This is a genomic window from Liquorilactobacillus nagelii DSM 13675, assembly GCF_019444005.1.
GTDB classification, from domain to species: domain Bacteria; phylum Bacillota; class Bacilli; order Lactobacillales; family Lactobacillaceae; genus Liquorilactobacillus; species Liquorilactobacillus nagelii.
Map to the genome: position 1 here is coordinate 769,985 of NZ_CP049304.1, position 21,993 is coordinate 791,977.

24 protein-coding genes are annotated in these 21,993 nt (G+C 35.3%); 4 read left to right on the forward strand and 20 right to left on the reverse strand.

Annotated elements, in window-relative coordinates:
* Position 1: 1 nt before the first annotated feature.
* The 3 genes from larC to larA are packed head-to-tail and all read right to left on the reverse strand — an operon-like array spanning position 2 to position 3,283.
* The gene (gene larC / locus G6O73_RS04130; RefSeq protein WP_057886044.1) at positions 2 to 1,240 is read right to left on the reverse strand and encodes a nickel pincer cofactor biosynthesis protein LarC; all 1,239 of its coding nucleotides are present in this window, start codon (positions 1,238 to 1,240) and stop codon (positions 2 to 4) included.
* The gene (gene larB, locus G6O73_RS04135) at positions 1,237 to 2,001 is read right to left on the reverse strand and encodes a nickel pincer cofactor biosynthesis protein LarB (protein ID WP_057886045.1); all 765 of its coding nucleotides are present in this window, start codon (positions 1,999 to 2,001) and stop codon (positions 1,237 to 1,239) included. The genes larC and larB overlap by 4 nt, the downstream gene beginning before the upstream one ends.
* A 4-nt stretch (positions 2,002 to 2,005) precedes the next feature.
* Complete coding sequence (larA, locus tag G6O73_RS04140) at positions 2,006 to 3,283, reverse strand: nickel-dependent lactate racemase (protein ID WP_057886046.1); 1,278 nt, start codon at positions 3,281 to 3,283, stop codon at positions 2,006 to 2,008.
* A gap of 222 nt (positions 3,284 to 3,505) precedes the next feature.
* On the opposite strand from larA, the gene G6O73_RS04145 reads away from it, so the two are divergent.
* Positions 3,506 to 4,192, forward strand: coding sequence for a Crp/Fnr family transcriptional regulator (locus G6O73_RS04145; protein ID WP_057886229.1), 687 nt, complete (start codon positions 3,506 to 3,508; stop codon positions 4,190 to 4,192).
* 69 nt (positions 4,193 to 4,261) lie between these two features.
* Here the strand turns inward: G6O73_RS04145 and G6O73_RS04150 are convergent, their stop codons facing one another.
* From G6O73_RS04150 to G6O73_RS04170, 5 genes are all read right to left on the reverse strand, one after another.
* Positions 4,262 to 4,546: a putative quinol monooxygenase gene (locus G6O73_RS04150; RefSeq protein ID WP_057886047.1), complete on the reverse strand. Its 285-nt coding sequence runs from the start codon at positions 4,544 to 4,546 to the stop codon at positions 4,262 to 4,264.
* 108 nt (positions 4,547 to 4,654) lie between these two features.
* Complete coding sequence (locus G6O73_RS04155) at positions 4,655 to 4,933, reverse strand: SHOCT domain-containing protein (protein WP_219935205.1); 279 nt, start codon at positions 4,931 to 4,933, stop codon at positions 4,655 to 4,657.
* Between the two features lie 19 nt (positions 4,934 to 4,952).
* Positions 4,953 to 5,603, reverse strand: a complete 651-nt coding sequence (locus tag G6O73_RS04160) for a DUF998 domain-containing protein (protein WP_057886049.1) — start codon at positions 5,601 to 5,603, stop codon at positions 4,953 to 4,955.
* A 182-nt stretch (positions 5,604 to 5,785) separates the two neighbouring features.
* The gene (locus G6O73_RS04165; RefSeq protein WP_057886050.1) at positions 5,786 to 6,802 is read right to left on the reverse strand and encodes a Gfo/Idh/MocA family oxidoreductase; all 1,017 of its coding nucleotides are present in this window, start codon (positions 6,800 to 6,802) and stop codon (positions 5,786 to 5,788) included.
* Between the two features lie 14 nt (positions 6,803 to 6,816).
* A complete protein-coding gene (locus G6O73_RS04170) occupies positions 6,817 to 7,839 on the reverse strand; it encodes a Gfo/Idh/MocA family protein (protein ID WP_057886051.1) in 1,023 nt (340 codons plus the stop codon).
* 361 nt (positions 7,840 to 8,200) lie between these two features.
* On the opposite strand from G6O73_RS04170, the gene G6O73_RS04175 reads away from it, so the two are divergent.
* Positions 8,201 to 9,433: an IS110 family RNA-guided transposase gene (locus G6O73_RS04175; RefSeq protein WP_057886052.1), complete on the forward strand. Its 1,233-nt coding sequence runs from the start codon at positions 8,201 to 8,203 to the stop codon at positions 9,431 to 9,433.
* Positions 9,434 to 9,552: 119 nt separating this feature from the next.
* Here the strand turns inward: G6O73_RS04175 and G6O73_RS04180 are convergent, their stop codons facing one another.
* Positions 9,553 to 10,413 carry a GRP family sugar transporter gene (locus G6O73_RS04180; protein ID WP_057886053.1) on the reverse strand — a complete coding sequence of 287 codons (861 nt, stop codon included), beginning with the start codon at positions 10,411 to 10,413 and terminating at the stop codon, positions 9,553 to 9,555.
* A gap of 205 nt (positions 10,414 to 10,618) precedes the next feature.
* On the opposite strand from G6O73_RS04180, the gene G6O73_RS04185 reads away from it, so the two are divergent.
* On the forward strand, positions 10,619 to 11,434 hold the full coding sequence (locus G6O73_RS04185; protein ID WP_057886054.1) for a helix-turn-helix domain-containing protein: 816 nt from the start codon (positions 10,619 to 10,621) through the stop codon (positions 11,432 to 11,434).
* A 77-nt stretch (positions 11,435 to 11,511) separates the two neighbouring features.
* On the opposite strand, the gene G6O73_RS04190 is transcribed toward G6O73_RS04185, so the two are convergent.
* Positions 11,512 to 12,447: a DMT family transporter gene (locus G6O73_RS04190; RefSeq protein WP_057886055.1), complete on the reverse strand. Its 936-nt coding sequence runs from the start codon at positions 12,445 to 12,447 to the stop codon at positions 11,512 to 11,514.
* 238 nt (positions 12,448 to 12,685) lie between these two features.
* Here G6O73_RS04190 and G6O73_RS04195 point away from each other — a divergent pair, with 238 nt between their 5' ends.
* Entirely contained in the window at positions 12,686 to 13,111 is a 426-nt protein-coding gene (locus G6O73_RS04195) for a universal stress protein (RefSeq protein ID WP_235805076.1), read from the forward strand.
* A 61-nt stretch (positions 13,112 to 13,172) separates the two neighbouring features.
* On the opposite strand, the gene G6O73_RS04200 is transcribed toward G6O73_RS04195, so the two are convergent.
* The 10 genes from G6O73_RS04200 to dhaL all read right to left on the reverse strand — a co-directional run bounded on the left by G6O73_RS04200 (position 13,173) and on the right by dhaL (position 21,973).
* Positions 13,173 to 14,897, reverse strand: a complete 1,725-nt coding sequence (locus tag G6O73_RS04200; RefSeq protein ID WP_057886057.1) for a carboxylesterase family protein — start codon at positions 14,895 to 14,897, stop codon at positions 13,173 to 13,175.
* Between the two features lie 24 nt (positions 14,898 to 14,921).
* Entirely contained in the window at positions 14,922 to 16,379 is a 1,458-nt protein-coding gene (locus G6O73_RS04205; protein WP_057886058.1) for a glycoside hydrolase family 1 protein, read from the reverse strand.
* 12 nt (positions 16,380 to 16,391) lie between these two features.
* The gene (locus tag G6O73_RS04210) at positions 16,392 to 18,206 is read right to left on the reverse strand and encodes a beta-glucoside-specific PTS transporter subunit IIABC (RefSeq protein ID WP_057886059.1); all 1,815 of its coding nucleotides are present in this window, start codon (positions 18,204 to 18,206) and stop codon (positions 16,392 to 16,394) included.
* A 117-nt stretch (positions 18,207 to 18,323) separates the two neighbouring features.
* Positions 18,324 to 18,512, reverse strand: a complete 189-nt coding sequence (locus tag G6O73_RS12745) for a PRD domain-containing protein (RefSeq protein WP_336512540.1) — start codon at positions 18,510 to 18,512, stop codon at positions 18,324 to 18,326.
* Complete coding sequence (locus G6O73_RS12750; protein ID WP_235805078.1) at positions 18,421 to 18,942, reverse strand: PRD domain-containing protein; 522 nt, start codon at positions 18,940 to 18,942, stop codon at positions 18,421 to 18,423. Before G6O73_RS12750 ends, G6O73_RS12745 begins: the two co-directional genes overlap by 92 nt.
* Before the next feature lie 47 nt (positions 18,943 to 18,989).
* Positions 18,990 to 19,175, reverse strand: a complete 186-nt coding sequence (locus G6O73_RS12755) for a CAT RNA binding domain-containing protein (protein WP_057886060.1) — start codon at positions 19,173 to 19,175, stop codon at positions 18,990 to 18,992.
* A 184-nt stretch (positions 19,176 to 19,359) separates the two neighbouring features.
* A complete protein-coding gene (locus G6O73_RS04220; RefSeq protein WP_057886061.1) occupies positions 19,360 to 20,178 on the reverse strand; it encodes a DUF4422 domain-containing protein in 819 nt (272 codons plus the stop codon).
* Positions 20,179 to 20,202: 24 nt separating this feature from the next.
* Positions 20,203 to 20,871 carry a class A sortase gene (locus G6O73_RS04225; RefSeq protein WP_057886062.1) on the reverse strand — a complete coding sequence of 223 codons (669 nt, stop codon included), beginning with the start codon at positions 20,869 to 20,871 and terminating at the stop codon, positions 20,203 to 20,205.
* A gap of 140 nt (positions 20,872 to 21,011) precedes the next feature.
* Complete coding sequence (gene dhaM / locus G6O73_RS04230; RefSeq protein ID WP_057886063.1) at positions 21,012 to 21,389, reverse strand: dihydroxyacetone kinase phosphoryl donor subunit DhaM; 378 nt, start codon at positions 21,387 to 21,389, stop codon at positions 21,012 to 21,014.
* Complete coding sequence (dhaL, locus tag G6O73_RS04235; RefSeq protein ID WP_057886064.1) at positions 21,386 to 21,973, reverse strand: dihydroxyacetone kinase subunit DhaL; 588 nt, start codon at positions 21,971 to 21,973, stop codon at positions 21,386 to 21,388. Before dhaL ends, dhaM begins: the two co-directional genes overlap by 4 nt.
* Positions 21,974 to 21,993 lie beyond the last annotated feature (20 nt).

Sequence of the window (21,993 nt, forward strand, 5' to 3'; positions counted from 1 at the left end):
ATTAAATTCCTTTCTTTTGCTTAATTTGCCGTAATTCAGCTAAAATTTCAGTCTTTAAATCAACTAACGGTCGCTGATTTAAAGCAGCTAATTTGGCTAGTTCTTGATGCTCAAGTGATAATTTAGTAACCTCACCATACGTTAGTTGTTTAACGTGTATTTTTCCATAAGAGGTCTTTACTAACTTAACTTTTCGCTGCATAATTTCACGTTTCAACAGTTGATATCGGACACCAATTGCCGGTGTTTTCGCGAATAAATACTTAACTAAGATTTGGCGTTGAGCTGGGTCGGCTAGTAAGCAGAGTTTATAAGCTGGTCGTCCTTTTTTCATCATGATCGGTTCGCTCCAAGCATCCTTGGCGCCTCGCTCGATTAAACCGGCAATTCCATCTGCTAACTGTTCACCGGTTACATCGTCTAAATTAGTTTCAATTAGCATAACTTGATCGTGTTCTTGGTTGACACTTTGGTTACTAAGCAAAGTGCTATAAATGCTAGCACGTAAGGCATTTAAACTGCCAATTTCACGGTTACCGAAACCATAACCAGTTTGTTCTAAAACACCAGCTGGATTAACATTAAATTCATTGGCTAAACACTTAACTAAAGCCATTCCAGTTGGTGTTATCAACTCAGTTTTGACTTCAGAACGGATTTGAACTGGTATTTTGGTCCCAACTCTAAGTTGAATGACAGCTGGTACGGGCACAGGTACGATACCGTGAGCAATCTTAATTGTTCCTGTTCCATCTGCTAAATTATTAACAATAATCTGATCAATCTTCATTAAATCAAGCGCAATTGCTGCTCCAACCAAATCAACAATTGAATCTAGGGCACCTACTTCGTGAAAATGAACTTCATCAATTTTTTGTTGATGAACATGAGCTTCTGCTTGGGCAATCGCTTGAAATAGTTTAAGTGCTCGTCGTTTAATTGAATTACTCAATTCACTGGCTTCAATTAATTGCTTAATAGTTGCAAAACTGCGCCCATGATGGTGACCGTGCTCAGTAATCCCATTATCCTTAACTTGATGGTCTGCTAAAATGACATCAAAATTAGTTCCATAAATACTTGAATGACTGGCTTTTTTAATCTGAACTTGATACCCAGTGATTTGTAATTTAGCCAACTCATTTTCAAATGCCTTTTTTGAAAGTCCGAGGTCAAAAAGAGCTCCTAAAAACATATCACCACTGATACCGGAAAAAGCATCCAATACTAATGTTCTCATCTGGCTCCCCCCTTGCTGGCTAAGTGATTAATCATACTGGCGTTGTAAGCTGCACCGAATCCATTATCAATGTTAACAACACTGATTCCTGCCGAACAGCTGTTTAACATCCCCAATAAAGGTGTCATACCGTTTAAATTACTACCATAACCAATACTTGTTGGAACGGCAATTACTGGCTGGTCAACTAACCCCCCGACAACGCTTACCAAGGCACCTTCCATTCCCGCAATTACAATGATTACTTTTGCTTGCCGAATAACATTTAATTTGGCAAATAAACGTTGAATACCAGCAACTCCAACATCATAAATTCGAGTTACCTGGTTGCCAAATAATTCGGCAGTAACTGCAGCTTCTTCCGCTACTTGGATATCAGAAGTTCCAGCAGTAACAATAGCAATTTCACCAATATGAGTCGCCGGTTGTGGTTCCCAGATCATTACTTGGGCAGTTGAGTTATAGTTTAAATCAGAAACTTTTTCTTGCACTTTAGTCGCTTTTTCGGGTGTTACTCGAGTAACCAAGACTGGTTGTCCCTGTTTTTTCAATGCAGTAGCGATCCCACTGATTTGTTCCGGTGTCTTACCTGCTCCGTAAATTACTTCCGGGTAACCAGTTCGCTTTTTTCTGGCAGTATCTATCTTGGCATAATTCAATTCAGTAAAATCAATTTCACTCAACTTTTCGGCTGCCTGTTGAGGTGTGATTTCATGAGCGGCAACTTTTTTTAGATTGTTTAATAATTCAGCTTGTTTCATTGGATCAGTCCTTAACGATAACGCCTAAACCATCAGGGATTACGGTAACTTTTGCCGCTTGTCCTTCGCGCTTAAAAGCTGAAGCTAATGCTTGATCGATTGAGGTTGCCAGTTCCATATGCATGTTGGTTACTAAATCTGGATCAACTAAATCAGAAACTAAAATTACGTGGTGGTTAGACAAAATTCGAGCTAAAATTTGCGAAGTCCACTGGTCTGGAACAGTCTGCAAGCGTGGTGTATTAGTCGCAGCTTTTAAAAATTCTTTTGGGTCATTCACATCTGCGATATTGTGGTAAAACCCAACACCACCATGACCATCACGGCAACCAGCTACAATAATGATTGTCCCGTTTTGTTTGTTGCTAGCTTCGGCAGCTGTCATTCCTTTTACTGCTTGATAAATATTTTGATCTAAAGGATAACCACCGTTAGTTGTAAGAGTGATATCACTTTTAATTGCTTTGACTCCAGCTAAATCGCCTACAAAATCAGTTCCCTTTTTGTGGGCCGCTTCTAAATCACCGGCAAAAGAGGCAATGATTTTCTTATCTTCGTCTAAAACAACATTTAAGATGAATTTTAAACCAGCTTTTTTAGCGGCATAAACCATATCATGATGAACCGGATTATGCTGCAAATTACCCGTCCGTGAATGTTTGTCAGCAATGAATTCTCCTGAATGGTTAGCCATAATTGTTTTGTAAGAAGAAATTCCTGGCAAAACTGATTTGCGACCACCAGAAAAACCTGCAAAAAAGTGTGATTCAATGAAACCTTCTGAAATTAATAAGTCGGCCTCAGCGGCAACTTTATTGATGATCAAATCACCACCTGAGGGTAATTGACCAATTTTTACCATCTCAGCATCTGCTTGTGATTTATGCATCACAATTTCTTCATTTGCAACAATTTCTTCACCGTATTTTGCAATTAATTCTTCATGAGTTGAAGGACGATGAAAACCTGTAGCAACCAAAATTCTAATTCTGGCCGTTGGAGCTGCCTGCCTTAAACGACGCAATAAAATGGGTGTAATAATTTTTGATGGAACCGGTCGCGTGTGATCCGAGCTAATAATGACAATATTTTTTTTGCCTTTAGCTAAGGTTTCCAGATTAGGGCTGCCGATTGGATTATCAAGTGATTTTTCAACCAGCTCTTTTTCTGAAAGTTGAGCATGGTAAGTCGCTGCTTTAGAAACTAGTTTTCCAGCAAAATTTGCTGAATCAATTTTAGCAGTTACAAAACCACGATCATATGGAAGTTTAATTTCTACCATGTAAATTTCTCCTTCTCACTTATTTGATAACTTACATTTTTCATGATACTGGTTTAAAATCTGCTTTCATTGTCAATCAAGATTATTAAACTTAATTAGCATTTTTTAATATCATTTTCTGGTTTCTTTTGTTATTATCAAAAGATAAGGTCATGTGGCATCAAATACCGGTAAAATAAACGTTGACTACATTTGAGAGTTACGGAAGGGAACGAGTTATTGTTGACCAATAAAGATATTGATTACTTAGTACATTTTTTAAAAGACAAACAGATTTCAACAATCACTAAGGATTATCACACCTATTTAACTTTTCATGGATTAAAAGCTGCGAGTGTTTTCATTTTAAAAGAAGGAATTATCAAAACTTCAGTTATTTTGCAAGATGGACGTGAATTTAATATTTCATACATTAATCAACCGGATGTCATTTCGCTCCTACATGATGAAGCTTTGCAATATGATGAACAGCCTTTTAATGTGCGGATAGAATCTGAAACAGCTGCATTTTATCAGATTAATCGAGTTAAGTTTTGGCAGTATGTTAATTCTAATCAGCAATTACAAAATTACGTGAAGCAATATTATCGCCATCGTTTATCAGAAAATTTTTCTCGTTTGCAGCGTTTGACAATGAATGGCAAACTCGGGGCCTTGGCTAACTTTTTACGTGACATGGCACTTAAATTTGGTCAACGTTTACCTAATTCTGATAAAATTTTGATTGATTTTAACGTAACAAACGAAGATATTGCAGGATTTTGCGGCATTGCCAACCATACAAGTGTCAGTCGGATGATGCGCCGTTTAAAAGATGAATCAGTGATTGAATTTACTAACAGTCAGGATAATAAGCGGCGGATTGTGATAAAAAATTCAAAAAAGTTAGACGATTATATTGCCTATTAAAAAAGACCCCATTTTAGGATTAATTTTCATCAATTCTAAAATGGGGTCTTTTAAGGTGAAATTGTAAATTTATTCGAGAACTAGTCGCGTAATTTGGGGTTCTTCAACCAAATAATCGTTAACCTGTGCTAAAAATTTCTGGAAATGTGGTGTCACATTATGCGATTCCACAGCAGCTTGATCACGCCAATGTTCGATAATTTCATAAGTATTATCACTGCCAAGTTTTTTAAAGTGACCATAAAATAAATTACCGTTTTCTTGGGCAGAGTTTTTAACGAGATCTGCAATGAAACTTTCGTATTCCGCTTTTAATTCTGGTTTAACAACTAAAGCAACATTAATAACTTTCATTTAATTTAAAACTCCTTTTTATTTATTCTTCTTTATTTTACTCTCGTTAGTCTGAATAATAAATAAAGTTGGCCAAGATTAATTTCCTTGGTCAACTCTTTTTGAAAGTCATTTTTTTAAATTATTTTTACGTGTTTGATATTCTTGATACGTAATTTCACCTTTAGCATATGATTCATCAAGAATTTTAAAGGCAGTTGTTTGATCTAAATTTCTATTTGTCCTTCGTCTAAAGAAAAATACTAACAAAAAAGCAACAATGATTAGGAAAGTTAAAAAAATCCAACCTCCTGTCATTGGACCATTCATAAAAGAACTCCAATTACCACAATTCCACATCATAATTTTCATCTCCCGACTAATCATCTCAAGTATAAAATCAATCATTAAAGATTACAAGCGTAAATCAAACCACACTTTTAAAATAAATAAAAATCTGTTTAATCCATAAAAATGTATCCTTAGCGGCAATAACCAGCAAAGGTAAATAGAGTGTATCAAGCATTATACATTGTAAAATACCACTGGCTAATGGCTGAGAAAATAGTTTTAATTCAACTAACGCTCCTGCTACAACACTACAAATCATCATAAAAATAATTCCAACAAATGTTTTTGATTGTTGATTTTTCCGTGCCAATAATAACAAAAAGAGATTGATTAGTAATAATGCACCTGAACCAAGAAACGATCCAAATGCGTGCAAAAAAGCAGTTAAACTTGTGAAGTAATCAGTTGAATAGTCAAACAAAGCTGTCATGATGCAGTCCCCAATGCCATATAATGCCACGAGCCAACCAAAACCAGCTGCCAACCTGGAGGAATATCGTTTATAACGGGTATAAAGATACGGTGCTGCTAAAATAAATAAGACACCATCAATAATCTCCCAAGTTTTGAAAGCTCCTTGCAGTGGCATTCCAGGTCGGCCTAATTCACTTAGCAACCAAACGTGCTTGCCAATTTCGTTGAAAAAGTTTAGAAAGAATGGCAAACTAATTTCTCTAAGTAAGGCTGTTAATAAGAATAAAAAACCATATTTTTTCAAAAATTTCATTTTGTTCACCTGGTTAAAATCTAATTTATTTTTGTCGATATCTCGCATTCTACCACAAAACATTGATAAACGAGTCATTTTTAAACTTTTTTATGATTTGCGCTAGGTAAATGAATACAAAAAGACTAAGCTCCCTGCTTTTAAATTACAGGTAACTTAGTCTGAACTTGTTTTTTAATTTTTTAATATTGGACTTTAACTGGTTGACCAGTTTTTTGCGATTCTAACGCAGCATTTGAACAACACATTGCTTTTAATGCATCTTCACCAGTACAAATAATTGGCAAATTTTCAAGAATTGATTTGACAAACAAGGTTTTTTCTTCCTGATAAGCTTCTTCAAAACGTGTTAAATAGTAATCTAACGGTTTTTTTAAAGAGACATTTTTATCATTGTAAAACTCAACAGTTGATTTTGAAACATTTTCAGCTTTCAACATACCTTTAGGTCCGAAAACTTCTACTCGTTGATCGTAACCATAAACAGCTTGACGACTTTCATCAATCAAACCCAAAGCGCCGTTTTTGAATTTTACTGAGGCAGTCAAGGTATCAACATCATTAAATTCAGCTAGTTTTGGATCAATCAAAATTGAAGACTCAATAAAAATTTCGGCGATATCACTTCCTGCTTGATAGCGTAGCATGTCAAAGTCATGAGACGTAAAGTCTTGAATTAACCCACCTGAGTTTTTAATAAAATCATAGGGGATTACGAATGGATCACGAGCAACCACTTTAACGATTTGTGGAGTACCAACCTCACCTTTTTCAACACGTTCATGAATTTGTTTAAACTGTGGATCAAAGCGACGGTTAAATCCAATTTGCAGTTTAACTCCGGCATTTTTAACTTCAGCTAAAGCTTTTTTACATTCGGCAATTGTGCCATCTTTTGAGAGCGGTTTTTCACAGAAAATATTTTTATGTGCCCGTGCTGCAGCAGTGATATTTTCTAAATGTTGTGAAGAAGGTGTGAAGAAAAATACGGCTTCGATTTCTTTTTTTGCCAAAACTTGATGATAATCAGTAGACAAAAAAGAAATATTTTCTAAGTTCAAAGTTTTCTTTCGGTCTTCAATTAAAGGATCGGCTGCAGCGACAATTTCAACTGTATCCAAATGCTGCAGTTGTTTAAAATGCATTGACCCATTTGTTCCAAGACCAACAACAGCAATTTTTAATTTTTTACTAGACATAAGCTAATTCCTCCTTATTTTGTTTGATAAAGCTGTGGTTGCTCAGGCAATTCAATCTTTATTGCTTGTTGACTTGATTGGCTTTTAATTGCATTATCAGCAGTTACCGCAGCTATTAAACCATCCCATGCGGTTGGCCCAGCTGGAGCTTCATTGTTTTGTGCATGGTCAATAAAATCTTGCATTTCTAATTGATATGCTTCTGCAAAACGATAAGTCCAATCATGATCAATTTCATGATAAATTTTTCCCGCTTGATGCATTTCTAGTTTAGGCATATCTGGAAGTTCTGCAATTCCTTTTTCACCAATTACTTGACATTTAACATCATAACCATATTGGGCATTCTGAGTTAAATAAGTATTAACAATTGCACCATGTTTCATTTTAACAGTTGCAATTTGTGGATCTGTTAAATTCTCATTTTTATTTAAACTGTTTTGACGAGCAAACTGAACTTGAACAGAATTGTAATCATCATTGAAAAGCCAATGAATAATATCAATTTCATGAATGAAAGCGTCATTAATCATGTTTGGTGTTTCAAAATAATTTGTTGCCGGTTCAGCTGTAAAATGCCGACAATATCCCATTAATGGCTGACCGATTTTGCCAGTATCAATTGTCTCTTTTAATTGCTGATAGAACGGGTCATAGCGACGCATAAAACCAACTTGAACAAATCTTTGCCCTTCTTTTACTTCAGCTGCAACAATTTTTTTACAATCTGCCAAAGTTGTAGCCAAAGGTTTCTCAGAAAAAACTGGTTTATGAGCTTTAATAGCTGCCAAAATTGGTTCAACATGTGCATCGTTACGGCTACATACCAATATCGCATCAACATCTGGAGAATTAACTAAATCGACAATTGAAGGAGCAATTTCTGCTTCTAATTTGTAATCACGAATAATTTTTTTAGCAGCTGCTGAAAAAACATCATATACCTGTGTAATCTGTGCTCCCTTTAGATGATTAACAATATTTGCTGTATGAGTATGTGCGATTGCCCCACAACCGACAAGACCAAGTTTTAACATTTTTACTTCCTCCTCGTATTATATGTTTATAAGTTACACATCTTTTACTAAATATACTTGTTTTTTGAACACCACATGTTAGTCTCTAATTGTCATTGGCTTTGGTCAACTGGTATAGGTTTTTTCCTCCTGTAGTACAACTACTCGTTAAGACTGCCGCCCAGACGATCACTTAAAGTTCGAACCACACGCTGTATTGATCAACTGATTTTATTGATTCGAGCAGAGTCAATCGCAGCTTTTAATCTTTGACCTATAAATACTTATACCTTGCGAGGTTGAACTTAATGGTCGTAATTAGGGATTATCATGCGGTGTCCAAAAGAAAACCTGACAAATCTGAAGAAAGGAGGCCTTCCCAATGAATTTATTTATCGGTATTGATGTTAGTTCACGTCAACTAGAAGTCGTTATGTTGACTTCTGAAAAGACAATCTTATTTAAAGCAACAGTTTCTAATGATTTAATTGGTGTTTCAGAAATTAAAAAACAGATTTTAGACTTCCAGTCTAAATATCAATTTTCTAAAATTGTTCTAGGCATGGAGGCAACTTCAATTTATAGTTTCCATCCAGCGTTTTTCTTTAAAGAAGATCAAGAACTTAAAGCTCTCAAACTTCAAGTAGTAGTCATCAATCCGCGAAGCACTAAGCGCTATAAAGATGTTTTCGAAGATAATAAAACGGATCGAATAGATGCTTATTATATTGCGGATTATCTAAGCATTGGCCGCTATTCGGTTGGAATTGTCAAACAAGAAGAATACCAAGCACTACAGCGGTTAACACGATCACGCTTTGAGATTACCAAGAGTTTGACGCGAGCAAAACAACATTTTCTTGAAAATCTTTATTACAAAGTAAATAAACTAGCAACTGGAGCACTTGAAAACTCTTCGGTTTTCAGTGCAACAATGTTTGATCTGATTACTGGTGAACTAACGATGGATGAACTAGCTCAGATGCCTTTGAAAGATTTGGCAGAACTGTTGAATAAGAAAGGGCATGGCAAGTTTTCTCAGCCTGAGAAACTAGCACAAGCACTGCAAAAAGTAATCCGTGGATCTTATCGTTTAGACAAAGTTTTAGCTGATTCAGTCGATATTGTTTTATCAATTTACGCTAATGAGATCCGTAATTACCAAAGACTTATTAAACAACTGGATAAATCAATTGAGAAAGTTGTTACTATTTTGCCTGAAAGTCAAATACTAGAATCAATTCCCGGAATCGGACAAGTTTACACCGCAGGTATCATCGCTGAAATCGGCCAAATAGAGCGTTTCAGCGACGAAACTAAACTAGCAAAATACGCAGGTTTAGCCTGGCGCCAACATCAATCAGGAAATTTCAAAGGTGATCAAACACCCATGACTCACTCAGGAGATAATTATCTACGTTATTACTTAATCGAAGCTGCCGGTTCAGTAATTCGCTATGATGATACAATGCGAACGTATTATCAGAAAAAATATTCTGAAGTCATCCGATCACCACGCAAGCGCGCCCTCGCACTAACAGCACGAAAATTAATTAGGGTGATTTACACACTGCTCAGTAGACACCAAATTTATCAGAAAGAAGAACTGGTATAGCTAAGAAAATTCATTTTTCAAAGGCCTAGTTAGTGTACGCTTTTCAGTTTTTCAACAAGCATATTCAGTTTTCAAAGAACTAAAATTCATCTTGACTTATAACCACATGTCTTAAATGACTATTGTTTAGTAATTCCAATCATGATTGCACCTAAAACGACTAATCCCAAACCAGTTAAAGTGAACTTCAATTCTTTTTTTGTTTTATGTTCATGTAAAATTAATAGTCCTCCAACTGTAGCTACAACAACATTCAATTGTGAAAGTGTCCAACCAACTGCTACTCCGTTCATGGCATTACTGAATAAAATAGTTAAGTTAGCTGCGGCAAAACAAGCACCAGTTATTAGATTTTGCCAAGTCTTTTTACCCAGCATTTGATTGTCTTTTTGAAACGCGACCAGAATGCTAGTACAAATTAACATTGAAATAGCTTGTGGCATTAAAACGTCCCATCCATTCAGTTTAAACAACTGTGGTAGTAATGCGTAACCGATAAAGCCTAATGAAGAGATTGTTAAGATAATTACACCACTTTTGACATTTTGTTTTTTATCAGTTTTTCCTTCCTGAAAGGTAGTTAACCAAATGCCAAAAATAATAACGATCAAAGAAACAATTCCTAATGCATACTGCCAACCACTAGTCCATTCATGAAAAATGATAGCACCAAAAAGTGAAGCCCCAACTAGTTGTTCTCCGGTACTAATCGGCATGGCCATCGAAATATCTAATAAGTCAAAAGACTTGACTTGTAAAATTTGACCGATACTCCAAAAGGCACCGCAAAGAATCGACCCCCAAAGTAAATTAGCTGTAATTACTGGTCGATGAAACATAAAAACAATTAACGCGACAATTGTAGTCGCGATTACCATTCCCATTACTTTGTTGGTAAACTTTCCGCCAACTTTTTGCATAACAATTGATTGAAAGCCCCAGCCAAGCGCCGGAATTAATCCAATTAACAGACTGCTCATCTCTTCGCCTCCTAATTAATAAAATCACAAAAAATAATTGCTACTAAAAATGCAAAAACTTTTGTTTTACAACATTTATATAGTAATATATGTATTGAATATTAATTGTTATATTGTGCATTTGTTAATTAGTGAACAATAACCAAGCTATCTAGAATTTAAAAATTATTTGTCTTTTTGTGCATATTCAAGGGGGAATGACTATATGAAACAGCTTTTTTGGCGTGATGCAGCAACTCCTGACTCCAATAAATGTCAGTTAGCTTACATCTGCAAAACAACCGGCAACGACCGACATTTCTTTCGAGGAGCTCATGCTCATTCACAAATATCAGAAATTACTTTTATCTTGAATGGTAAGAGTCGATATTTTTTACGAGATAAGTTTTTTAATGTTAAGGCTAACGAAGTTATGTTTTGCAGTCAGGGATTGATTCATGAAGAAGGTTATCTGCTGCCTTCAATTTGTATCGGATTGTATGGCGACCCATTTTCAATGATCGGTAAAGGCTTTTTGCTGCAACTTGATCAAAGTGTTTTTACCGCGCTTGCTGAACTAGCAAAAGACGCTTATCATCTTCTAGAAATGCAGCAAGGAGAAATTGTTGAAAACTTAGTGTTAAATGTAATTGTTCCTAAAATTTATGCTTTAATTCACCAATCTGGAAATCATTTTAATTTAATTGAAAATACTGTATGCCCGCAAAAAATAAATCTTGTCAAACAATACATTGATCATCATTTTCAAGAAAGTGTTAATATTAGTCATTTATCAAATGAAAATAATTCATCTCGTTCCTATGTGGAACATCGTTTTAAAGATCATTTTCGGCGATCGCCAATTAATTATTTAACTTCAAGGCGTATTGGTGAAGCACAAACAGTGTTAATTTGTCGACCGAATTACCCAATTACTCACATTGCCTTTGATGTCGGATTTAACAGTTTACCCCAATTTGATCACGCTTTTGTTAAAGTTTCTGGAATTTCTCCCAGTGCTTATCGATCAAAATATAGTTGATAACAAATTAAAACAGAACTATTTATCTGACATTATCAGGTAATAGTTCTGTTTTAATTTTGATTATAATTAATTTTTTAAAATAATTTGATTAAAATTACGCCAACTAGCATAACTAAAATTCCAATTAATTGAATTGGTTCAACTAAAATTCGGTTAGCTCCTAACCAGCCGAAATGATCCACCAGCAGGCTGCCAGTGATCATTCCAAATAAAACAATTACTACTGCTAAACCAGTTCCAATAAGTGGAACTAAAAAGGCATTTCCTAAAACAAATAAAGCCCCAATAATTCCACCAATCCAAATCCACCAAGGGTAATTTTGATTAAAGGCGGGTTTTAGATTGATTTGATGTTCTCGGACAATTACAATCACCCATAAAGCTACCGTGCCGATTACAAAAGAAACTAAGGCCGCTTTTTCTGCAGAGTTTAAAACAACTCCTAGATGACCATTAATCGCGGTTTGCATAGCACTCAACATCCCAGTGAAAATTCCTGCAAGCTGCCAAAAAAATTGCCGCGACTTCTTTAAGGGAACTTTCATTAAGGAGCCCTGATTTTTAAACAGCGAGCCAGCCGCGACTGCTAAAATTACACCGATAAATACTAAGGCACAACCGATAATCCGAATTAAATTTAAACTATGTTGTGGTGAGTAAAACCAGCCAAAATTATCAATTAGCATACTCATGATTAGCTGACCAACAACTGGCATGATTACCGTTTGAACACTACCTAAGTGTGGAAAAAGAACAATATTACCAGTTAAATAAACTACACCTAACAAGCCACCAATCCAAATCCACCAAGGCTGTTTGAATACAGTGCTGGCAATGTTTAAATTGTGAGACAGGATTAAGGTAATCGAAGCCAAAAAAATAGTTCCCACCGTAAAAGAAACCATTGAAGAAAGTAGTGGCGAACCAACAATTCTTCGTAACTTTGAATTAATTGCGGTTTGCAATGGCAATCCAAATCCAATGCTTAATCCTAACAAAATCGGTAGCATTAATTCACTTCCCTCATATTATTATAAAACAAGTTAAAACTTACTCTTTTTAGATTAAGCCTTAGCTTTAACGAAAGTCAAACAAGATTGCCTATTAGGATTTTTTTTGTTGGAAAAATAAGTTTTTTGTCTTGTTCTGTTTGCATTATCGATTCCAGAAATTGCTAAATATGTTATACTTTAAGTGTAAAAACTTATTGATTTTAATTTACCGCTTTTATTTTAAGGGGGGCTCATTATGTATCAAAACATTTTGATTGGAATTGATGGTTCAAAAAAAGCTGAAAAAGCTTTTAAAACAGGTTGCGATTTGGCAAAGGCACTAGGAGCTAAGGTCAGTATTGTTTGGATTGTCAATCGTGATCGTGGAATGGATGTTTCTTTTGGTGTTGGTGAAGAATTTTATCTCGATTTAGCTGATCAGGCAAAGGAAAAAATTCAGCCGTATCTTACAGCAGCTAAAGAAAAGGGATTAAATGTTAAGTCTGATGTAATTATTGGCAGTACTAAAACAATTTTGGCTGAAACTTATCCTAAAGAACATAATATTGATTTGATAATCATTGGTCAAACTGGAATGAACAACATTGAAAAACTAGTTGTTGGTTCGCACACTAGCTTTGTTGTTAGAAATTCAGCATGTGATGTTCTAGTGATAAAATAGGTCAGAAAAAAGCAATTCACATCGTGAATTGCTTTTTTTTTGAATATTGTTGGAAATTAAATTATTTTTCAAAATATGACATATTATTAAATTTTTGATCTAATTCCCTGCTAAACCAGCGACCATTTAATACATGTTTAATCAAATAGTTTTTGTCAGAAGAACTTATCGTCTTATCTTTTTCAAGTTCTTTGAAGACAGTTTGATCAGTATAGATTTTCTTCTTCATGACAGCAATTGTATTTGTTTTTGTGGCTGATAATCTCAATGTTTGGTGTTGACTATTATATTTTGACCAAGTCACTGGATTTTTACTTGATGAACCATCACTGCTGTTAATAAAATTGAAAATATAGTTTTGAAATTCAGTACTTAGTTTTTTTGCCCCAACTGATTGATAAGCATCTCCAACATAAGGTTTATAAGTAGTATTATCTGGATCAAACAATGTTACAAAAACCCCGTGGAAAGCACCAAGTAATCCCATTTTACTTCCGACAACTTTAGCGTTATTACCAAAGTTCATTTGCATCCCATAGATTGCAGCTTTGTATCCATTAGCTAGCATTTTATTAGCTGAATCTTCTAGGTTGAATCGACTATAAAGTTGACTACCATATTTGCTTACATAATTAAATTCTTTGGCAGTCTTTTTATTAGTTGAAATCGTTCCATTTTGGAATGATTTGTAGAAATAATTGTCGGTTAAAGCAAATAATGAAAATTCTCGAGAACCACTGAAAAGAATAACTGGGACAGAATTATAGTTCTTAGTTGAAAAACCATTTTTAGGAATAACATATCCGTCTTGATACAGGTGAGGAAAATTTGCCATTCGAATTTGAGCATTTGTCATTAGTTTGGTCAATCTTGCTGGCTTAATACTATATAAATATTTGCGAACTTGTTTGGTATTTTTTTTAGCCAAAAGCCATTTTTGTGCAGCTTTTTGAGTCTTTTTAATTTTATCTTGTACAACCAACGGTGCTAAAGCTTTAGCGAAAACCTTTTGACTCTTAGTTTCATTTGATAAAGTCATACCACCACTAAAAACAATTGCCTTATTGAATTGATTTTTAAATAATGGTGAAATTAACATTGCCATAACATCACGTCCACCGGCTGAAAACCCAGCAATGGTAATATTTTTAGAATTACCACCGAAATTGGCAATATTATTTTTTACCCAAGACAATGATTTGTGTAAATCTAGTAAGGCGTAATTACCTGATTTTTCGGCCTTGGTACCAACTTTCAATGCACTTAAAGGATTAAAGCCCAAAACTCCCAAACGGTAATTAACTGAAACAAAAATCGCATTATGATTTTTTACAAAGTTAGCTCCGGAAATTTCGGCTGAACTTCCAGTTTGATTATTTCCTCCATGCACGTAAACAATAACCGGCAAATTTTTAGTCGTTGTATCCGGTCGATATATATCAAGTGTCAAAGCATTATTTTCTTCACCGACAACTTTACCATTATTGTATTGTAATGCAGTCAGTGAAGCTGTTGTCTTTTTGACACCAGTCCATTTAGTTGGATTAGTTGGAGATTTCCAACGGTTTTTACCAGAAACATTTCCACCGTAAGGAACTCCTTTCCAATCTAAGATGGAATTTTTGCTCTCACCTTCAATTTGACCAAATTGTGTTTGACGGATTAAATTATTAGTAGTGTTAGCTGATGCCTTAGACGTTAAATAAAATCCTAGCAAACTACTCAGCAGAATAGAAAAAGTCACAACAAAACAAAACTTAGTTCTTTTCGCAACCGAACCCTCCATTTTATTTTCCTCCCTAAAATCAAGCTAGCGCAAATCTTTACCGTTGGATTTAATCACTTTCTGATACCAATAAAATGAATCTTTGCGGATTCGTCGCAACGAACCATTTCCTTGATCGTCTTGGTCAACATAAATGAAACCATACCGTTTAGACATTTCAGAAGTTGAAAAACTAATTAAATCGATCGGTCCCCACATCGTATATCCCAAAAGTTGAACGCCGTCACTAATAGCTTCTTTCATCTGTTGAATATGTTGTCGTAAATAATTTATCCGATAAATATCGTGAATTTTACCATTTACTAATTTGTCCAAAGCGCCAAGACCATTTTCAACCACAAATAGTGGCTTTTGATAACGATCCCACATTTCATTCAAAGTGATTCTCAAACCGATTGGATCTATTTGCCATCCCCAAGCTGATTCTTGTAAATAAGGATTTCGGCCTCCCGTTGCCATATTACCAACAGCAGTTCCATCTTGATCAGCTTGCGTGACTGTCGTCATATAATAACTAAAACTGACAAAATCTACCGGATTGGCTGCCAAAATTTGCTGATCCGTGGGCTGCATTGTTATTTTAATTCCATGTTCCGCAAAATAACGATTCATAAAATTTGGATATTCCCCTCGAGCTTGAACATCAGTAAAAAATAAATTTTTTTGATCAGCCACTTGAGCTGCTTGAACATCGACTGGATTTGGTGTAGCTGGATAAGTTTGCATTCTTGCTAGCATACAACCCATTTTTGAAGTTGGACATAATTGATGAAGCTGCTTAGTTGCTAAAGCACTTGCAATTAATTGATGATGAAGAGCTTGATATCTTAATTGGAGCTGTTCATTTTTAGTCAAGTTTTGATCAAGCGCACCAGTAGCATGAAAACCCCAGGTGCCCGTGTTAATCTCGTTAAAAGTTAACCAATATTTCACGCGCTTACCATAGCGTTTAAAAACTGTTTCTGTATAATTTGTAAAAGCAGTTATGACTTGACGATTCGTCCAACCATTATATTTTTGAGTTAACGCTAATGGCATCTCATAGTGCGATAAAGTAATTAGCGGTTCAATTTGATATTTTTCCAGTTCATCTAGCACTCGATCATAAAATTTAAGACCAGCTTCGTTGGGGAGTTGATCATCACCATTCGGAAAAATTCTGGCCCAAGCAATTGAAAAACGAAAAACCTTAAAACCCATCTCAGCAAATAATTTAATATCTTCTGCATAATGATGATAAAAGTCAATTCCTCTGCGTTTAGGATAGTTAATGGCTGTCTGGTCAGCAATAGCTGTTGCTAAAACAGCTTCATTAACTGCATCCATTGACATTTTTTTTCGATTTTCAGCTTTCGCCACAACTTCAGCTGTTGTCAAACCTTTACCAGCTGTTTTCCAAGCACCTTCAATTTGGTTAGCAGCTGTTGCTCCACCCCACAGAAAATTTTCGGGAAAATTCTGTGGATATTTAGACTGATACATCGAAGTGTCCCCCTATTTTTGTTTTAATCTTAACAACCAATTGTCAGTTGCTGCTGTTTCAGTTGTAACATTAACTTCGTAATCTTTACTGTTAGTAATGACCATCATAACTGTTGGATCATAACCGTCAGCTGAAATTTGCTCTAAATCAAAGGAAATAAGCGCATCTCCAACATTGACATGTTGTTCTTTTTTAACTAAAGTTTCAAAATGTTTGCCATTTAATTTAACGGTATCAATTCCAATATGCAGTAATATTTCTGCGCCTTGATCTGAGATTAAACCAATTGCATGGCCCGTTGGATAAACTGCACTGATTGTTCCACTTACAGGAGCTTTCAAATTACCATTAGTTGGAACAACTGCAATTCCTTTCCCCATGGCTTCAGATGAAAAGACTTCGTCGTGAACGCTCTTTAATGGTATAACAGTACCTTCGATTGGTGACATTACTTCATTATTATTAGTTTCTGCAGCAATCGCCGTTTCCTTAGAAAAACCAAACAAATAGGTTAAAATAGCGGCTAAGAAGAAAGCGACTGCAATCCCGATTAAGACGCCATCAAATCCCTTGCCAAGATAGGTTGGCAAAGCTAATAAACTTGGTAAAGTGAATGAGTTAGCCCGTGCCTGGAACATGCCAATGATTGCTCCCCCAATTCCTCCAGAAATAACGGCACAGACAAAAGGCCGTTTCATTTTTAAAGTAATTCCATAAATAATTGGTTCAGTAATCCCGAAAATACCAGTTACCACACCAGAACCTGCTAGAGCCTTTTGTTTTTGATCTTTTGTTTTTAAGAAAACCCCTAAAGCGGCTCCGGACTGGGACAAAACTGCAGCAGCTAAAATTGGCAATAATGGATCATATCCCATTTTAGCAATATTATTCATCATAACTGGTACGAAGGTCCAATGGACGCCAAAGATAACAAAAACCTGCCAGAAAGCCCCCATGATAATTCCAGCAACAACCGGAGCAAAATTATACAATCCCGAAACACCTGTTGCTAATAAATTACTGATTCCTGAACCAATCGGGCCAACCACGATTAAAGTTAAGGGAACCATAATCATCAAGGAAAAAAGTGGTGTAAAGATGTTACGAACTGCATCTGGGAAAATTTTATCCAATACTGGTTGTAGATAAGAAAGTAGCCAAACTGCTAGCAAAATAGGAATTACTGAAGATGTATATGTTGTTGGAACAACCGGAATTCCAAAGAAATGTAACGTCAATGATTTGCTGGCTACAGTTACCATTGCTGGATAAATTAAAGCTGCTGCTAAAGCCGCTGCCACAAATTGATTAACTTTAAGTCTTTTAGCAGCTGTGAAAGCCAAGAAAATTGGTAAAAAGTTAAATAATGCATCCCCAGCAGCATACCAAATTTGATAGGCGCCACTGGTTGTCGTCAACCAATTCAGAGCAACAAATAAAGCCAATAATCCCTTTAAAATTCCGGCACCCGCCATCGCGCCTAAGAATGGTGTAAAAGTTCCTGAAATAAAGGCAATAAACCGATTAATTAAATTGCCCTTTTCGGCTGGTGTTTCAGTAGCTGAATTGCTTGAATTCTCCAAACCAGCTTGATCAGCTAATTGATCAAAAACTTGACCAACTGAATTGCCAATTACAACTTGATATTGACCAGCAGATTGAACAACCGTGATAACACCATCCAAATTCTCAATTGTTTTAGTGTCTGCTTTTTTTTCATCAGTTAATTTAAAACGAATTCGTGTGGCACAGTGCCATGCCGTGTTAATATTTTCTTTTCCACCAACATTTTTTAAAATATCAGCAGCTAATTTTTGATAATCCATTTTTTCTCACCTCAAAATTTTTTAAAAAGAAAAACCCAAATACTTTCGTTAAAAGCAACTAGAAATGCTTTGCGAAAATATTTGGGTTTTGCCTAATCGAATAGTAACAATCCCTAATTATTTAGTTAAGTCATTAATAATACGTTGAACATGAATCGTTAAATAAACCTGTTCATTATATGATAAGTGCTGGTGCATTGAATCTGCAATAAAATTAACAACTTTTTGAGTACAAGCAAAAAGTTGTTTGATACTTTCTTTTAATGTGCTCAAATAAAAATATATCATCTTCCGTACTAGCTGCATCTTTTTCTGGTGGTTTAATAATACGCTCTGCTAAAAAACGCAAATGAACTAGAAATCGACGATAGCTAATAGAGTCGGTATCCAAAGTAACCTGTAACTGAAATTGAACAATTTGGATAACATCACCAATCATTTTTGTCAGTGCTACTGTATCATAGCTTTGCGGATGATTTAATCCGCTCTCGACAAACTTTAAAGCAATAAAACCTGCTTCATCATCGGTTAAACGAACACCTAATCGCTGGTTGATGATTCCTAAAGCCGTTTGACCCACTTGGAATTCTGTCGGATAGTAATGTTTCACCTCCCATAAAATTTCGTTATGAATGTCAATTTGTTGCTGATGTCTCACTACAGCAAAATGAATATGATCCATCAAAGAAATTAACAAATATTCGTTAAACTTTGTTTCAAGTTTGGCTTCAGCCAAATGAATGATTTGCGCCGCTATCTCTAAATATTCTGGTGAAATATCCTTCAGCAGGTCATTGAACAGGCTAAACCATTTACTTTCGGTTGGCGCGTAAATTTGCTCAATTTTTCACTTTGAATTGTCATTCCCGGCTTTTTTTGAAAGCCAAGCCCTTTGCCGATTAAAACAATTTGGTGACTGTTTTGATCAGCTAATACAACATTATTATTAAAGATTTTAATAATTTTCATAGATCACTTCCCCAAACTTTGGCAATAAAAAAACCTGATCACAAAGAGTATTTACTAGCTTTAGTCAGATAACTAATAAAATCTTGTGTCAGGTCTTGCCCACTTAGATAGCGGTAACAATCCTTCAATAACTAAATTCTACAACTTGTCAGCAGTTTTTGCAAGCCCTTTCCAATAAAAATCTTCAATAAAATTTAGAATCTTTAATTGATAACTTAGTTTTTAACTGACTCTGTTTTACTAATCGTCGTCGAAGAAATTTACCAGCTTCAGTTAAATAGTTACGATGCTCTGTAAAAATTAAGGGAACTTCCACAATGTCGATCTGATTTTTTTTAATCCAAACATTTAATAAAAACTCACTTAAGAAGCCAAAAACACGTTGTTCATACCTTGAAAAATTACGGATATCAAGGTTCTTTTCAGTTGCTGCCAATACAGAAAACAACCAGTCACTATAGGCTGAAAAAAGTGGCCGTTTAGCAATTAACATATTATACATATGTGCACTTCGCTGGTGAAACATTACCTGATTAAAAGCAGCTAGATAGCTTGGGAATAATTCTTTAATTACTTCTCGAACTGTCTCCATACCAACTATTTGATGTTGAAAGCGATAGTGCAACCATAAATTGGGTTCCCAAAAAGTTTGCTTAGGCGGTAAAATCATCTGATGATTAGTTAATAGTTTTTCTAAAAACGTAGCATCTAAAATAGATTTAAATGGTTGTCGGGTAATTACTTGATTGTGGGTTAAACTATCCGCAAAGAATCGTCGATAATGAACAATTCCTTGAATAGCTGCTGAACGATTTTTCCAAGCCCAGTATTGAGCTGTTAACTCACAATAATACGGATTTTTAGCTGATATGTTATCTCCAGTGTCATCCTGCAGATAACTAGCATAGCGACTATTTTTCTTTCCAACCTGTAATGGATAATATAATTCATTAGAAGGTAATTTCAAATCTTTATGACTAACAATATAAATCTCGTTTTTCAAGGATTAACCTGCTTTCAATTTTGGTTACTCAAATAATTTGCGTGTCTGCTGGTTCAATTTAGCAACTTGCTGTAATTGTCCTTGTAAAAGTATTCTCAATGGTGTCCGGGCTACTCCTGGAATTGGATCGCAAGTAATTAGCGTTAGCAATTTTTGATTAGGAATGTCATCAATTACCTGAATTTGATCCTTGTTAATCGTTTTACGCTTAAATAGCCGATAAGTATAAACTTTCTTTCCATCTGTTAGATATACCAATTCACCGACTTTGGCTTTAGCCAATGGGGAAAATAAAATGTTGGGATTGTTCATATGATGCCCGGCCAGTGCATAATTACCTTGCCCCATTTTTTGATCAGCCTTCATAGTACCTGCTCCACGTAATAAATTTGCATTACTGATGCCATAAAAAATTGGTAATTTCAAATTAACTGCTGGAAACGAAATCTTCCCAATCATTCCAGTTGCTTGATTAATTACACTTTCTTTAGCAATAGTTGTACTGCTAGCTTGCTTAACTTTTTTAAAGTTAAAATCACCTTTTTTTTGAGTAACTGTAACTGTTTTTTGGGTTAGAGAACTCCTCGTCATTTCCTTTACTAGAAAATCAGCAATTTGCTGATTAAAAACTAAACCTAATCCAATTATTAGTAAAGCAACTGCCAGACACTTAGTCCAAAAATTTTGTTTCATTTTCCTGCTAAGCTCCTTAATATTATTATCTCTTTTTTGCACTTGGGCTTCAGTAGAATTTTTCAAACTACAAAAAAGACTATGATTAAATCTATTTTATCACAGTCTCGAAAAAATTGAATATTATATTAGAAGTTAGCTTAGTTATCACCCTTAATTTTAAGTGGGGCCAGTTGCTTTTCAATCGCTGGTAAATCAACTCCAGCTTGCAGTAATGAAGCTGCCACGTATGAGCTTTCAACCAAGGCCGTGTCATACAAGTGGATTTTTTTTGATGATATTTCCTCTGCCATTTCTAAGTTCATTTTAGCACTGCCTAAATCATAAAAAGCCAATAATTCATCAGCTTGATTGTCTTCAATGGCTTGAGTAATTTTTTCCAAGCTGGTCCCGATCTCTTGATCATCAGTTCCTCCAGCTGCAGTTATCGAAACATCTCCAGCAACTTGTTTTAATAACTTAGGAACTCCAGCAGCAATTTCTGGAACATGAGAAACGATTAAAATGCCATAACTCATTTGCCCACCTCCGCTTGTAGCATTGTTTCAAATAAATATCCACTCGAAACAGCACCAGGATCTAAATGACCAACCGATCTTTCTCCTAAATATGATGCACGTCCTTTTTTAGCCTCCATTGGTTTAGTACTTTTAACTGCTTCTTGAATTTCTTCATCAGTCAGTTGATCTGCCTTTAATTTATTAACTATCGGCAACCAGACATCTACCATGGTTTTGTCACCAGCTTGTGCACCACCACGTTTCTGCAAGCCAGCAACTGCAGCTACCAATAATTGGTCTAAATCAGTTGTTTGCCCACTAAGTTTAGCCATTTCTAAGAAAGCTGTTCCATACAAGGGACCAGCAGCACCGCCAACTTTACTGATTAATGCCATTGCCGTAATTTTAAGAGCCGTGGTTAAATCGGTCGGCTTTTTAGCTGCTAGACTCTCGGATACTGCTTTTAAACCGCGTGCCATATTATTGCCATGATCACCATCACCAATTTTTGAATCTAAATCACTTAAATAATCTTTTTGGTCACTAATTTTTTGAGCAAATTCTTTCATCCAAACTAAATATTTTTCTAAAGTTAATTCCACAGACTTTTCCTCCTTAGACT